Here is a 13,455-nt window from a genome sequence, read left to right as displayed (position 1 = left end):
CACCCCCCGGCCCCACAGGGCACGGCATCCGACGGCGCACTGCCGCGAGATGTGCTGCGCTACCTCTGGCGCGTGGCGCCGGCAAGCCATATCAAGCTGTTCGCCCTCGTCCTCCTGCTCCTGCCCTTCAACTATGCCTCGCTGGAGCTGCCGCGGCTCATCGTCAACGGCGTCACCGACGCCATCGGCGGCACGGTCCCGCGCCTGCTCGAACTCGACATCGGCCTGCCCGACGCGCTGGGCGGCTTCGTGCTGTTCCGCTTTCCCGGCATCGAAGTCGGCGCTTTCGAGCTGCTGGCAGGCCTCGCGGCGGTGCTGTTCGCCCTGCAGCTGATCCAGCAGCACATCACCCGCCTCATCGAGATGGCGAAGGCGCGGCTCGGCGAGCGCATCATCGTCGGCCTGCGCCGCCAATTGTTCGACGTGATCCAGCGCCTGCGCCCCGAAGCGCCCATGAAGAGCAAGGCGATGGAAGTGGGCAACATGATGCGGTTCGAGGTGGGGCCCATCTCGCCCTTCGCCGGCATGGCCTTCGCCCAGCCGCTCAAGTCGGTGGGGCTGATCGGCTCGGCGACGCTGCTCATCTTCACCCAGAACGCGGTGCTGGGCGGCTTCGCCATCGGCATCCTGGCGCTCAACTACCTGCTGCTCGGTATCCAGCGGAAGGACAATGCGCGCAAGCTGCAGGTCTACCAGCGCGAGGCGGTGGCGCTGGGCAAGCGCGTGATGGCGGGCATCGACCGCCTGCCCCTGGTCCACGGCTTCGCCACCAGCCCGTTCGAGCGCGGCGCGGTGGACGACCGCCTCGGCATCGTCTCAGAGGCCAGCCTCGACCTGAAGCGCCAGAACGCCACCGACCGCATCCTCAACCTGCTCATGTCGGACGTGCCGACGCTGGTGTTCTATTTCGTCGGCGGCTGGCTGGCCCTGTCGGGCGCCATCAATATCGGCCAGCTGGTGGCGGTGGTGGCGGCCTACGGCCAGATCCCCGAGCCGCTCAAGGAGCTCATCGAGTGGGACGAGAAGCGCATGATCGCGCAGGTGCGCTACGACTTCGCCCGCTATTATCTCGAAACCCGCGAGGTCTGGCCCAAGGGCTCGCAGGAGCCGCCCGCCGGACCCGAGCCGGCCTTCGACGGCTCCATCAAGGTGGCCGATCTCGACGTGGTGGACCCGGCCGGCAGCCTCCTCCTCGACGGGGTGAGCTTCGAGGTGCCCGCCGGTACGGCCGTCGCGCTCAAGGGGCCGGATGCCGGCGGCAAGCATTCGGTCGCCCGCGTATGCGGGCGCGCGATCTCGCTCTACAGCGGCACGGTGCGCATGGGCGGGCACGACCTCGCCGCCGCCCCCGAAGCCCTGATCGGCCGGCACGTGGCCTATGCCGGCGGCGATCCCATCGTCATCACCGGGACGCTCAGGGACAATCTCTTGTTCGCGCTGGAGCGCCGGGCGGGGCGCGCCTCGCGCGAGGCGGTGGACCTCGCCGCCCTCGGCCTTGCGGACGAGGCCACCCTGGACCAGAAGGCGCTCGCGGCCCTGGCGGGGGCCGGGCTGGGCGATCTCGTGGTGCGGCTCGGCCTCGAACGCCGGCTCGACCCGGACAAGGCGCCGGCGCTGGCGGAGCGCATCGTCTCCCTGCGCGCGGCGGTGACGGATGCCATCGCCCAGCGGCAGTCCGAGACCTCCCGCGTGCTCATCGAGCCGTTCCGCTTCGCCGCCTTCAACCGCTGGATGACGCTGGCCGAGAACATCCTGTTCGCGACCCCGCTGAACGACACCCGCGGCGCCGCCTCCGTGCTCGCCGAGCCGGCGCTGCTGCCGCAGCTGGAGAAAGCCGGGCTGGCCGGGGAGATCACCGAACTCGGCCGGTCCGCCCTGCGCATCCTGTCCGAGCTCGCCGGCGGGCCCGAGGACCTGGCCGGCATCGACACCAAGGGCCTCCTGCGCGCCGAGGAGATGGGCGAGGCACAGGCGCTCGCCACGCACATGGGCGACGCGCCCACCCCGGACGAGCGGGGCCTGCTCATGCGCATCGCCGGCCGCTATTGCGAGCCGCGCCACCGCTTCGGCCTCATCGACGAGGAGTGGCAGGACCGGGCGCTTGCCGGGCGCGCCCAGCTCGCGCACCTGAAGGAGGTGGCCGGCGTCCCCCTCGCCCGCTACCAGCCCGACAGCTATTGCCGGGCGCTGACCGTGCGCGACAACCTCCTGTTCGGCCGCATCGCCGCCGATCGCGCCGGCGCGGCGGCAGTGGTGGACGAGATCGTCCGCGAATGCCTCGCCCTGGACGCTTTGATCGGCCAGGTGGAGCGCCTCAGCCTCGACGTCGCGGTGGGGGAAGGCGGCCTGCCCCTGTCGGCCGCCGAGCGCGGCAAGCTGACCCTCGCCCGCTGCCTCCTCGCCGACCCCACCATCCTCGTCATCGACGATGCGCTGGTGCCGCTGTCGCCGGCCGAACAGAACCAGCTCATCGGATCGGTGCTGGCGGGGCGGGCGGGACGCACCACCCTCGTCGTGCTCGATGCGGGGGAACCGCTGGACCTGTTCACGCAGGTGGTCGTGCTGGCGCACGGGCAGGTAGAGCGCGTGGAGGCGGGCGCGGCGCTGGCTTCTGCCGGAATATGATACCGGAACGGGGGCAGGTTCACGTTAGGAAATCACGCTATAATGCGTGTCGATCGGAGTGCCCCGCAGTCCGGTCGGATTATGCGTTCTCTAGACTATGTGCTTTGGGCGTGTGCACGCTGCTGCGACGCGCGTTCACGTCCAGGGCGCCCCATAGGGGGCAAGGCCCCGTTGCAGGAGGGATGCCTGAAGTGCCCGCAAGGCATCGGGGCATCGCAGAGACATGAGCATCGAAGAAGAGGCGAGGACGCTCGCCCGCATCCCCATGTTCCGCGACCTGGAGCCGAGCCAGCTCCGGCTGCTCGCCTTTTCCGCCGCCCGGCTGGACGTGGCGGCCGGCGACGCCCTGTTCAACCAGGGCGACGCACCGGATGCGGCCTATGTGGTGCTCGAAGGCACGGCCGTGATCGAGGTGGCGGCAGGCGGCGCCAGCCACGAGGTCGCGCGGCTCGGCCGCGACACGGTGGTGGGCGAGATGGGCGTGCTGACAGGCGAGCCGCGCACCGCCACCGTGCGGGCCGGCGAAGCCATGAGCGTGCTGCGCATGGAAACCGACCTGTTCCTCAATCTTCTCGACAAGACCCCTTCCCTCGCCCGTTCCGTCCTGCGCGACCTCGCCTTCCGCCTGCAGGAGACCACCCGTGCTTTGGTGAAGGCACGCGGGTGAGGCAGGCGGGGAAAGCCCAAGCCTGGGGCCGGACGCAAAGGAACATGACGCCGCCCGGCGTCAGCCGCGGCGGCGCAGGATCTTGAGGCGCCCGAGCAGTTCAGCCACCGCCTCTGGCGGCAGGTGGCCGATCTCGCGGGCGAGCAGGTTGGCGAGCTCGGTGGCTTGGGGGCTCAGGTCCGCCGTATCCACCACCACGCGGGGCTGGGACAGTTCGGCGAGGCGCTGGAGATCCTCCGCCTCATCCCAAATCACGTTGAAATAGGCGATGATCCGCTGCACCAGCGCCCAGGTGGGCTTGCCCCTCTTGCCGGTTTCCAGCGCGGAAAGATAGGTGGGCGTGACCCCGATGGCGCGGGCCATCTCGGTCAGCGTCACATCCCTTTCGGCGCGCAGGTCGCGCACCCGGCGTCCGAACGGCGTCATCTTGTGTCCCTGCCGCCCTGGTCCCGCCGGGGCATCCGGCGGTGAAGCTAGAGCGCGATCCGATCAGCTGGCAATGCCATCCGGCCGGATCGGGTTCAGGCAGGTGTAGACAACCGCCCGAAACAGAAACGGCGGTGCCATGCACCGCCGTTCGCCTCATCGCTTCTCCGCGCTCAGCGCGGAGCCCTCATGCCCACGAGCCGTCGTCGTCGCTGCCCCAGTCGGCGCCATCGTCGTAGCTGGCTTCCTGGGTATCGGCACCGGGATCGGCGTTCCAGAAATTATCCTGGTCCGCAGCCTGATTGGGATCCTGGCCGCCGAGGGCCGCCTGGGCATCCTGGCCGAGATTTCCGCTGCCCGCATCCGCCGGCTTGCCGATCTCGGCCGCCGCCGCATGGGCCACCGGCCCCTCGCCGCCGGACATCATGCTCTTGATGCCGTCAAACAGCAGCGCGCCGCCGGCCACGCCGGCCGCCGTGGCCAGCGCGCCCTGCAGGAAGCCGCCGCCACCGCCGAAACCGCCGCGCTGCTGGGGCTGCTGACCCCACGGCCCACCCTGCTGGGGATAGCCTCCCTGCTGGGGGTAACCCTGAGGGGGATAGCCGCCGCCCTGCTGGGCGTAGCCTTGCTGGGCATAGCCGGGCGGCACCCCCATGGGGGCGCCGGCCGCGCGCGTGCCGGCAGGGGGGACGGAGCTGCGGGCCCCGCCGCCGAACAGGCCGCCAAGGAAGCCGCCTCCGGACGACCGCGACTGGGCATCCGCGGCGCGGGCCTCGGCATCCTGAAGCTGGGCTTCCAGCTCCTGTACACGGGCATAGGCCTGCTGCAACGCGTGCTCCTGAACGATCACGCTCTGCGCAAGGGCATAGGTTGCATGGGGTGCCTCGGCAACGCGGCGCGCGATCAGCGCCTCGGCTTCCGCGTCACGCGGCTGGTTCGCGAAACCGCGCATGCGGTCGAACAGGCCGTCGATCAGGGCACGTTCCTCGGGGGTCATATCCGCCTCCGGTGGTTGGACGACGGGGATATGAGCAGCCACCCGTGTCGCAGGAAGGGCGGCGCGCATGAAATTTTGGTAACGTTAGGTAACGTCACGAAATGCCTTGCCGGCTATTCCGCAGCATCTGCGGGGGAGGCGCCCGCCCCGGCGGTACCGCCGCCGACGCCGAAGCGCTGCTCCACATAGGTTTCCACCATCTGGCGGAACTCGTCCTGGATGCTGGCCCCGCGCAGGGTCGCCACCTTTCTGCCGTCGATGAAGACGGGGGCGGACGGGGTCTCGCCGGTGCCGGGCAGGGAGATGCCGATGTCGGCATGCTTGCTCTCGCCCGGCCCGTTCACGATGCAGCCCATCACCGCCACGTTCAGGGTCTCGACGCCGGGATACTTCGCCTTCCACACCGGCATCCGGGTGCGGATCATGTCCTGCACGCTCTGGGCCAGCTCCTGGAACACGGTGGAGGTGGTGCGCCCGCAGCCGGGGCAGGCGGCCACCAGCGGCACGAAGGTTCTAAGGCCCATGGTCTGCAGGATTTCCTGCGCCACCTGCACCTCGCGGGTGCGGTCGCCGTTGGGCTCGGGGGTCAGCGAGACGCGGATGGTATCGCCGATGCCGGCCTGGAGCACCACGCCCATGGCCGCCGTGGAGGCGACGATGCCCTTGGAGCCCATGCCCGCCTCGGTGAGGCCGAGATGCAGCGCATAATCCGCGCGGCGGGACAGTTCCGAATAGACGGCGATCAGGTCCTGCACCGCCGAGACCTTGGCCGAGAGGATGATGCGGTTGCGCGGCAGGCCGATCTCCTCCGCCAGCGCCGCCGAGAGCAGCGCCGAGCGCACCAGCGCCTCACGGGTCACCGCGCGGGCCTCTACCGGCTGGGGCAGCAAGGCATTCTCGTCCATGAGGCGGGTGAGCAGCTCGCCGTCGAGGGAGCCCCAGTTGGCGCCGATCCGCACCGGCTTGTCGTGGCGGATGGCGGTCTCGACGATGGCGGCGAACTGCCGGTCCTTCTTGTCGCCGAAGCCCACATTGCCGGGATTGATGCGGTATTTGTCGAGCGCCTGCGCACAAGCCGGATAATCGGCCAGCAGCTTGTGGCCAATGTAATGGAAGTCGCCCACCAGCGGCACGTCGATGCCCTGCGCCAGCAGCTTCTCCTTGATGTGCGGCACCGCGGCTGCGGCTTCGTTGCGATCGACGGTGATGCGCACGATCTCCGAGCCGGCGCGGGCCAGCGCCGCGACCTGGCGCACGGTGCCCTCCACGTCGGCGGTGTCGGTGTTGGTCATGGACTGCACCACCACCGGCGCGCCGCCGCCCACCATGACCCGCCCCACCGGCACGCCCACCGTCTGACGGCGCAAGGCGGGGCCGGCCTCGAGCAGCTCGGCCGGCACCACGGGCTCGGTCGCAGAGGTGGACTGGGTCGCAGGGGTGGTCATGGGCATTCCATCCTCGGCAGGTCGTCCGCTCGGGAACACGTCGGTCATGGGGTGCGTCCCGCTCGGATACGCTGCGGGACCGGGCTCGGACCGGGGATCGAGTAGGCCCGCCGGCGCCGAGCGTCAACCGGCGCCGGCTGTCCCGGCGACTTCGGCCGCAACCGTTTCCCGGCAGTGGGCGCAGGTGCCGGCCACTTCCAGCACCCTCTGGCGCGGCTCGAAGCCGGCGGCACGCGCCGCCCAGGCCAGGTCACGCCCGACCGCGTGGGAGGCCACTTCCTTCGTCAGGCCGCAGCGCTCGCAGATGAGGAACACCACCACCTCGTCGGTATCGTGGGGATGGCCGCAGGCAAGGAAGGCGTTGCGGCTCTCGATGCGGTGGGCGAGTCCCTCCGCCACCAGGAAATCCAGCACCCGATAGACCGACATGGGCGGCGTCGGCTCGCCGGCGGCGGCGAGGCGCTCCACGATCTCGTAGGCGCCCAGCGGCACATGGGTCTCGGCCAGCGCCTTCATGACACTGCGCCGCAGGGGAGTCATGCGCAGGCCTTTTTCCGCGCAGCACTTCTCCACGCGCGCCAAGGCTCCGGCCACGCATTGGCCGTGATCGTGGTCGCTATGATGGGGCGCTGAATGGGTCACGCCCTCTATTTAGTACATCGGTTGGCGTCCTGCCATCCGCAGAGGTGTGAAAGCCACGCCAAGGTCACGTTGCGCCGCAGGAAGGAGCGTTGCAATCTGCCGGCCGCAGGTTTGCCTGCGCGCGTGACAGCATCGTCACACCGCTCCGCTACATCGTGAGCCCCGGCCTGAGGCCGGGCCACGCCGGGCCTTTTTTGGGGAACAGCCATGCTCAAGGGGAAGGTCGCCGTCGTTACAGGGTCCACCAGCGGCATCGGGCTCGCTTATGCCCGTGCCTTCGCCAAGGAAGGCGCGAACATCGTGCTCAACGGCCTGGGTGACGCCGCCGCCATCGAGAAGGAGCGCGCCGCCATCGAGAGCGATTTCGGTGTGAAGTGCCTTTATTCGCCGGCCAACATGCTGAAGCCGGACGAGATCGCCGACATGGTGAAGCTGGGCGAGACCGAGCTCGGCTCGTGCGACATCCTCGTGAACAATGCGGGCATCCAGCACGTGGCGCCCATCGAGGAGTTCCCCATCGACACCTGGAACACCATCATCGCCATCAACCTGTCGGCGGCCTTCTTCGCCATGCGCGCGGCCATTCCCGGCATGAAGGCGCGCAAGTGGGGCCGCATCATCAACACCGCCTCCGCCCATGCGCTGGTGGCCTCGCCCTTCAAGTCGGCCTACGTGTCCGCCAAGCACGGCATTGCCGGCCTGACCAAGACCGCGGCGCTGGAGACCGCCGAGTTCGGCATCACCGTCAACGCCATCTGCCCCGGCTATGTGTGGACGCCCCTCGTGGAGAAGCAGATCCCCGACACCGCCAAGGCCCGCGGCATGACCGAGGAGCAGGTGAAAAAGGACGTACTGCTCGCGGCCCAGCCCACCAAGGAGTTCGTGACGGTGGAGGAGGTCGCCGCGCTTGCCGTGTTCCTCGCCTCCGACAATGCCCGCTCCATCACCGGCTCGCTGCAGGTGATCGACGGCGGCTGGACCGCGGCGTGAGCCGCCGCGACGGCGTCAAGCCTGTGAGCCTCGCGCTCCAGGGGGGAGGCGCCCATGGCGCCTTCACCTGGGGCGTGCTCGACCGCCTGTTGCAGGACGACCGGCTGGCCGTCTCCGGCATCACCGGCACCAGCGCCGGCGCCATGAACGCGGTTGTGCTGGCCTCCGGCCTCGCCAAGGGCGACCCGGAGGAGGCCCGCCACGCCTTGACCCAGTTCTGGCGCGACGTCTCCCGCGACGGGCGCATGTCGCCGCTCCAGCGCACCGCCTTCGACCGCGTGATGGGCAACTGGTCGCTGGCGCGCAATCCGGCCTATCTCGCCTTCGAGGTGGCCTCGCGCTTCTTCTCGCCCTACGACTTCAACCCGCTGAACATCAATCCGCTGCGCGAGATCCTGGAAGCGCACGTGGATTTCGAGGCCCTGCGCCAGTCGCAGGTGAAGATCTTCATCTCCGCCACCAACGTGCACACCGGGCGCGCCCGCATCTTCGGCCACGAGGAGATGACCGCCGACGCGGTGATGGCCTCGGCCTGCCTGCCGTTCCTGTTCCAGGCGGTGGAGATCGACGGCGTGCCTTACTGGGACGGCGGCTACATGGGCAACCCGCCTTTGTTTCCGCTCTATGAGAAGGCCGACGCGGACGACATCATCCTGGTCCAGATCAACCCGGTGATGCGCGAGACCACGCCGCGCACCGCCTCGGAAATCCAGAACCGCATCAACGAGATCACCTTCAACGCCTCGCTGCTGGCCCAGCTGCGCGCCATCGACCATGCGGCCAAGCTCATCGACCAGGGGCTGCTCAGCCGCTGGACCCTGGGCGGATCGAGCTTCCGGCGGGTGCGGCTGCACCGCATCGGCGGGGCGGACCAGCTGGTGGCGCTCGACGCCACCTCGAAGATGAATGCGGAATGGTCCTTCCTCCAGCACCTGCGCGACCTCGGCCGGGTCGCGGCCGAGGCCTTCCTGGAGGCCCATTTCGACGATCTCGGCCGCCGCTCCACCCTGGACCTCAAGCTGGAGCTGGCGGACTGACCGGCCGGCCCGCATGCGTGCCGAGGCGCCGGTCCGCCTTCAGGATCGTGCCGGCGGAGCCGGAAAATGCATTAGGATGAGGCCATCACTCCCTGTCCGGTCCGGTTTCAGCCAGCCTCCAGGCGATCCTGCCATGGCCCAGTCCTCGTTATCGGGCGCCGTTCCACGCCGGGCCCGGCTCGAAATCACGGTGGGGGACATCACCCGCCTTGGCCTCGACGCCATTGTGAACGCCGCCAATTCCAGCCTGCTCGGCGGCGGCGGGGTGGATGGGGCGATCCACCGGGCGGCGGGGCCCGAGCTTCTCGCTTATTGCCGCACCCTCGGCGGCTGCCCCACCGGCGAGGCGCGCCTGACGCCGGGCTTCCGCCTGCCGGCGGCGCATGTCATCCACACCGTGGGGCCGGTCTGGCGCGGCGGCGGAGCGGGCGAGGATGCGCTCCTCGCCTCCTGCTACCGCGAGAGCCTGAGGCTCGCGGACGCGGCGGGGCTCACCTCCATCGCCTTCCCCGCCATCTCCACCGGCATCTACGGCTTTCCGGCCGATCGCGCGGCGCCTCTGGCGGTCGGGGCCGTGCTGGCGCATCTTGGGGACCCCGGCAGCATCACCCGCGTGGTGTTCTGCTGCTTCTCCCTTGAGTCCGCTGACCTTCACCATGACGCCTTCCGCGCCCACGGCATCGGCCCGTCCGCCTGAGCCCGCCCCCGATCTGCCGGTGCTCTACCGCGACGGCATGATGCTCATCATCGACAAGCCCCACGGCCTGCCGGTCCATGCCGGCCCCAAGGGCGGGGAGACGCTGGCCGACCATCTCGATGCCCTGCGCTTCGGCCTGCCGCGCGCGCCGGAGCTGGCCCACCGGCTCGACAAGGACACCTCCGGCTGCCTCGTCCTCGGCCGCCACGCCAAGGCGCTGGCGCTGCTGGGAAAGCTGTTTGCGAGCGGAGCCGTGGACAAGACCTATGTGGCCGTGACCGAGGGCGCACCGGCGGAAGATGCCGGCCGCATCGACCAGCCCCTGGCCAAGCGCTCGCCCCATCGCGGCTGGTGGATGCAGGCGGTGCCCAGGGGCACCCCGGGCGCGCAGGAGGCGATCACCGACTATCGCGTGCTCCACCGCGCCGGCGGCTTCGCGGTGATGGCGCTTTCCCCGGTCACCGGCCGCACGCATCAATTGCGGGCGCACCTCTCGTCCCTCGGCCACCCCATCTTTGGAGATGCGATTTATGGCGGCGCCTCGCGCCTGCCGGGCGGGCCGAAACTGCACCTGCACTCCCGCCGCATCGTGGTGCCGCTGAAGAAGAACGGGGAACCGGTCACCGCCAGCGCCCCTTTGCCGCCGCATATCTGCGAGACGCTTTCGGCCCTGGGTCTTTCACCGGACGAGATCGGCCGCGCGGCGGATGCGGGAGTGTGAGACCGGTGGCCGCGCGCGGTGGCGGTTCGCGCCATGTTGCAGCGCATGAACGAGATGTGAAGCCGACGCAAAAGGGCATGCGCTGGCCCGTTCCTTGCTTCGTGTTAAGCTGACCCTGCATATGCTTGTCCGGCCGCCCGGGCGGGGCGGGAGAAAGGGAGAGAGTGTGAGCGCACCTCGCGACGGAAAGCTCCCGCGCACGCCGGAAGGCGACGCGCGCTTCCTTCTGGCCCGCGCCGTCGGCCGTGCCCGCTTCGCCCTGTTCTGGGAACGCGCTTGGCCCGCTCTGGCCCGCGTGGGCGTTGTCGCTGCCGTTTTCCTCGCCGTGTCCTTTGCCGGCCTGTGGCTCCAGGTCCCGGTCACCGCACGCATCGCCGGCGTGGTCGCGTTCGCCATCGCGCTCGCGCTCGCCGCCCGCCCGCTCCTGGCCCTGCGCTGGCCGGGTGAGGAGGAGGGGGTCAGCCGGCTCGACCGGATGAGCGCCTTCGCCCACCGGCCCGCCACCGCCATCTCCGACAGCCTCGCCACCAAGCCCGACGATCCGGTGGGCGCGGCCCTGTGGCGCGCGCATCTCGCCCGCGCTCTCGCCGCCGCCCGCACCCTGCGCGCCGGCCCGCCCGAGCCCGGCCTCGCCCGACTCGATCCGCGGGCCGTGCGGTCGCTGGCGGTGCTGGCGCTGGTCGCCACCTTCTTCATGGCGCCCGGCGCGCACCTCGCGCGCATCGGCGCCGCCTTCGACTGGAAGGCCCTCACCCCCGCCGCGCCCTATCGCCTCGACGCCTGGGTGGACCCGCCCGGCTATACGGGACGCCCGCCCGTGGTGCTGCCGGGCCTGCGCTCGGATGATCCCGCCGCGCTCAACGCCGCTGCCCTGCAGGTTCCTGCGGGCAGCGTGCTGGTGGTGCGTGGAGCGGGCCTCGACACCGCGTCCCTCAAGCTGGAAGGCGGCATTGCCGAGACGAAGCCGGAGGGCGAGGCCCCGCCGCCCGCCAATGGCGAGCGACGCTATGTCATCCGCGAGGACGCGGACGTCACCTTCCTGGGTCCCGACCAGCGCCGCCTCATGTGGCACTTCAAGGCGCTGCCGGACCAGAAGCCCTCCATCGCCTTCGCCAAGGAGCCGCAGACCGGGCCGCGCAACGCCCTCGTCCTCGCCTACCGCATGGAGGATGACTACGGGGTGAAGGAAGCCGAGGCCGTGTTCGCCCCGCTGCCGCCCGAGCCGTCTTTGTTCCCGCGACCCGGCGCGATGCCGCCCAAGCTGGCGCAGCCGCTGGTGCCCCCGCCAGGCTTCAAGCTGTCGCTGCCCTCCGGCGGCAAGAGCGGCACGGCGCAGACCTCCAAGGACCTGGTCTCCCACCCCTGGGCCGGCGCCCGCGTGAGCGTGACCCTCAAGGCCCGCGACGAGGCCGGCAATGAAGGGGTGAGCGAGACCCGCACCCTGCGCCTGCCGGCGCGCACCTTCTCCAAGCCGCTGGCCCGCGCCCTCATCGACGAGCGGCGGCGCCTCGCATTCGATCCCGCCAGCCGGCGCCGGCTGGTGGCGGTGCTCAACGCGCTCACGACGGCGCCCGAGCAGTTCACGCCCGCCGCGGGCGAGTATCTCGGCCTCACCACCGCGCTGGCCCGCGCCAGGATCGCGCGCAATGACGACGACCTGCGCGCGCTGGTGGATTATCTGTGGGAGGTGGCGGTCCTGATCGAGGACGGCACCCTCTCCGAGGCCGAGCGCGAATTGCGTGCCGCCCAGGAAGCGCTGCGCGAGGCGCTGGAGCGCGGCGCGAGCGAGGAGGAGATCAAGCGCCTCACCCAGGAGCTGCGCGCGGCCATGGACAAGATGATGCGCCAGCTGGCCGAGCAGGCGCAGCGGGACGGCAACACCGATGCGCGCCCGCTCGACCCCAACACCCGCATCGTGCGCCCGCAGGACCTCCAGCGCATGCTGGACCGCATCGAGAACCTCGCGCGCTCCGGCAATCGCGACGCCGCCAAGGCCCTGCTCGACGAGCTGCAGGCCATGATGGAAAACATGAAGCCCGGCGGCCGCCAGCAGGCCGGGCGCCAGAACGAGCAGCAGAGCGAGCTCGGCAAGATGATCCAGGAACAGCAGCGCCTGCGCGACCGCACCTGGCGCCAGAACCGGCAGGGGCAACCGAACGGACAACAGGGACAACAAGGACAACAAGGACAGCAGGGCGAGAACGGCTTCGGCGATCTCCAGCAGAACCAGCAGGAGCTGCGCCGCCGGCTCGGCCGCATGCTGGACGAGATGCGCCGCATGCAGCAGGGGCAGCAGGGTGGTCCCGGCCAGCAGGGCCAGAATGGCGAGGGCAACGAGGCCATGGACCGGGCCGGCGATGCGCTGGGCCGCGCCGGAGACGCCATGCGCGAGGCCGAGGAAGCGCTCGGCCGTGGCGAGGGACAGGCAGCCCTCGATGCCGAGGGCCGCGCGCTCCAGTCGCTGCGGCAGGGGGCGCAGGCCATGGCCGAGGGCCAGCGCGGCAACCAGGACGGCCAGGGTCCCGGCGGCCCCGGCGAGGAATCCGCCCAGCGCACCGATCCCCTCGGGCGGCCGCTGCGCAGCCAGGACTATGGTGATGACTTCTCGGTGAAGGTGCCCGACGAGGTGGACGCCCAGCGTGCCCGCCGCGTGCTGGAGGAGCTGCGCCGCCGCCTCGAGGAGCCGACGCGGCCGCAGCTGGAGCTCGATTACCTCGATCGCCTGCTGCGCGGGCTGAACTGAGGACCGAGCACCCGAGGCCTCAGCCCTCCACCGCTTCCACCTTCAGCGTGGCGCCATCGGCGGCCACCACCTTCACGTCGTGGCCGGCGGCAAGGTCCGGACCCTCGATGCGCCACACCGTATCGTCGATGCGCACCCGTCCCACCCCGCCCACGATGGGCGCCTCCAGGGTGAAGACCCGGCCCACAAAGCCTTCCGGCCGCCGGTTCAGGAACGGCCGGTCAGACGCGCGGCCCGGCGCCGGGCTGACGCGCCGGCCCACCAGCACCGCGATCACCGCCAGCGCCGCGAAGGCCAGAACCTCCGTCTGCCAGGAGAGGTCGACGGCGTAAGCAAGGGTGCCGGTGACAAGGGCCGCGAGGCCGAGCCAGAGCAGGAAGGTCCCCGGCGCGGCGATCTCCGCCACCAGCAGCACCCCGCCCAGGACGAACCAGGCCCAAGGGCCGAGATCGGAAAGCATGGCGT

General features: G+C 70.6%; 12 protein-coding genes. 7 read left to right on the top strand and 5 right to left on the bottom strand.

Going from position 1 to position 13,455, the window contains the following annotated elements:
* The coding region (locus tag K9U40_RS10660; protein ID WP_282890172.1) for an ABC transporter ATP-binding protein/permease at positions 1-2,625 on the top strand (2,625 nt) is incomplete at its 5' end.
* Positions 2,626-2,848: 223 nt separating this feature from the next.
* On the top strand, positions 2,849-3,292 hold the full coding sequence (locus K9U40_RS10655; RefSeq protein WP_282890171.1) for a Crp/Fnr family transcriptional regulator: 444 nt from the start codon (positions 2,849-2,851) through the stop codon (positions 3,290-3,292).
* A gap of 60 nt (positions 3,293-3,352) precedes the next feature.
* Here the strand turns inward: K9U40_RS10655 and K9U40_RS10650 are convergent, their stop codons facing one another.
* From K9U40_RS10650 to K9U40_RS10635, 4 genes are all read right to left on the bottom strand, one after another.
* Entirely contained in the window at positions 3,353-3,718 is a 366-nt protein-coding gene (locus tag K9U40_RS10650; RefSeq protein WP_282890170.1) for a helix-turn-helix domain-containing protein, read from the bottom strand.
* 187 nt (positions 3,719-3,905) lie between these two features.
* Positions 3,906-4,715, bottom strand: a complete 810-nt coding sequence (locus tag K9U40_RS10645) for a DUF2076 domain-containing protein (protein WP_282890169.1) — start codon at positions 4,713-4,715, stop codon at positions 3,906-3,908.
* Between the two features lie 113 nt (positions 4,716-4,828).
* Entirely contained in the window at positions 4,829-6,160 is a 1,332-nt protein-coding gene (gene ispG / locus K9U40_RS10640) for a flavodoxin-dependent (E)-4-hydroxy-3-methylbut-2-enyl-diphosphate synthase (protein ID WP_282890174.1), read from the bottom strand.
* Between the two features lie 123 nt (positions 6,161-6,283).
* Positions 6,284-6,802 (bottom strand): Fur family transcriptional regulator, encoded by a 519-nt coding sequence (locus tag K9U40_RS10635; RefSeq protein WP_282890168.1) that lies wholly within the window; start codon positions 6,800-6,802, stop codon positions 6,284-6,286.
* A 207-nt stretch (positions 6,803-7,009) separates the two neighbouring features.
* Between K9U40_RS10635 and K9U40_RS10630 the strand changes: the two genes are divergently transcribed.
* The 5 genes from K9U40_RS10630 (at position 7,010) to K9U40_RS10610 (ending at position 12,990) form a co-directional block, all read left to right on the top strand.
* Entirely contained in the window at positions 7,010-7,792 is a 783-nt protein-coding gene (locus K9U40_RS10630) for a 3-hydroxybutyrate dehydrogenase (RefSeq protein ID WP_282642735.1), read from the top strand.
* Complete coding sequence (locus tag K9U40_RS10625; protein WP_282890167.1) at positions 7,789-8,829, top strand: patatin-like phospholipase family protein; 1,041 nt, start codon at positions 7,789-7,791, stop codon at positions 8,827-8,829. The genes K9U40_RS10630 and K9U40_RS10625 overlap by 4 nt, the downstream gene beginning before the upstream one ends.
* 133 nt (positions 8,830-8,962) lie before the next feature.
* Complete coding sequence (locus tag K9U40_RS10620; RefSeq protein WP_282890166.1) at positions 8,963-9,526, top strand: O-acetyl-ADP-ribose deacetylase; 564 nt, start codon at positions 8,963-8,965, stop codon at positions 9,524-9,526.
* Positions 9,486-10,247, top strand: coding sequence for an RluA family pseudouridine synthase (locus tag K9U40_RS10615; RefSeq protein ID WP_282890165.1), 762 nt, complete (start codon positions 9,486-9,488; stop codon positions 10,245-10,247). The genes K9U40_RS10620 and K9U40_RS10615 overlap by 41 nt, the downstream gene beginning before the upstream one ends.
* A 166-nt stretch (positions 10,248-10,413) precedes the next feature.
* On the top strand, positions 10,414-12,990 hold the full coding sequence (locus K9U40_RS10610; RefSeq protein ID WP_282890164.1) for a TIGR02302 family protein: 2,577 nt from the start codon (positions 10,414-10,416) through the stop codon (positions 12,988-12,990).
* Positions 12,991-13,009: 19 nt separating this feature from the next.
* Here K9U40_RS10610 and K9U40_RS10605 read toward each other — a convergent pair whose 3' ends face one another.
* The gene (locus K9U40_RS10605; protein ID WP_282890163.1) at positions 13,010-13,450 is read right to left on the bottom strand and encodes an NfeD family protein; all 441 of its coding nucleotides are present in this window, start codon (positions 13,448-13,450) and stop codon (positions 13,010-13,012) included.
* Positions 13,451-13,455: the final 5 nt, after the last annotated feature.

The organism is Xanthobacter autotrophicus (assembly GCF_030015065.1).
GTDB lineage: Bacteria > Pseudomonadota > Alphaproteobacteria > Rhizobiales > Xanthobacteraceae > Xanthobacter > Xanthobacter autotrophicus_D.
Note: the sequence above shows the minus strand (reverse complement) of the source record. Positions and strands in the feature narration are given on the sequence as shown.

Bases quoted from the DNA above. Each gene is read 5' to 3' on its own strand.
- K9U40_RS10655 (WP_282890171.1), top strand. From the start codon at position 2,849: ATGAGCATCGAAGAAGAGGCGAGGACGCTCGCCCGCATCCCCATGTTC.
- K9U40_RS10650 (WP_282890170.1), bottom strand. From the start codon at position 3,718: ATGACGCCGTTCGGACGCCGGGTGCGCGACCTGCGCGCCGAAAGGGAT.
- K9U40_RS10645 (WP_282890169.1), bottom strand. From the start codon at position 4,715: ATGACCCCCGAGGAACGTGCCCTGATCGACGGCCTGTTCGACCGCATG.
- ispG (WP_282890174.1), bottom strand. From the start codon at position 6,160: ATGACCACCCCTGCGACCCAGTCCACCTCTGCGACCGAGCCCGTGGTG.
- K9U40_RS10630 (WP_282642735.1), top strand. From the start codon at position 7,010: ATGCTCAAGGGGAAGGTCGCCGTCGTTACAGGGTCCACCAGCGGCATC.
- K9U40_RS10620 (WP_282890166.1), top strand. From the start codon at position 8,963: ATGGCCCAGTCCTCGTTATCGGGCGCCGTTCCACGCCGGGCCCGGCTC.
- K9U40_RS10615 (WP_282890165.1), top strand. From the start codon at position 9,486: ATGACGCCTTCCGCGCCCACGGCATCGGCCCGTCCGCCTGAGCCCGCC.
- K9U40_RS10605 (WP_282890163.1), bottom strand. From the start codon at position 13,450: ATGCTTTCCGATCTCGGCCCTTGGGCCTGGTTCGTCCTGGGCGGGGTG.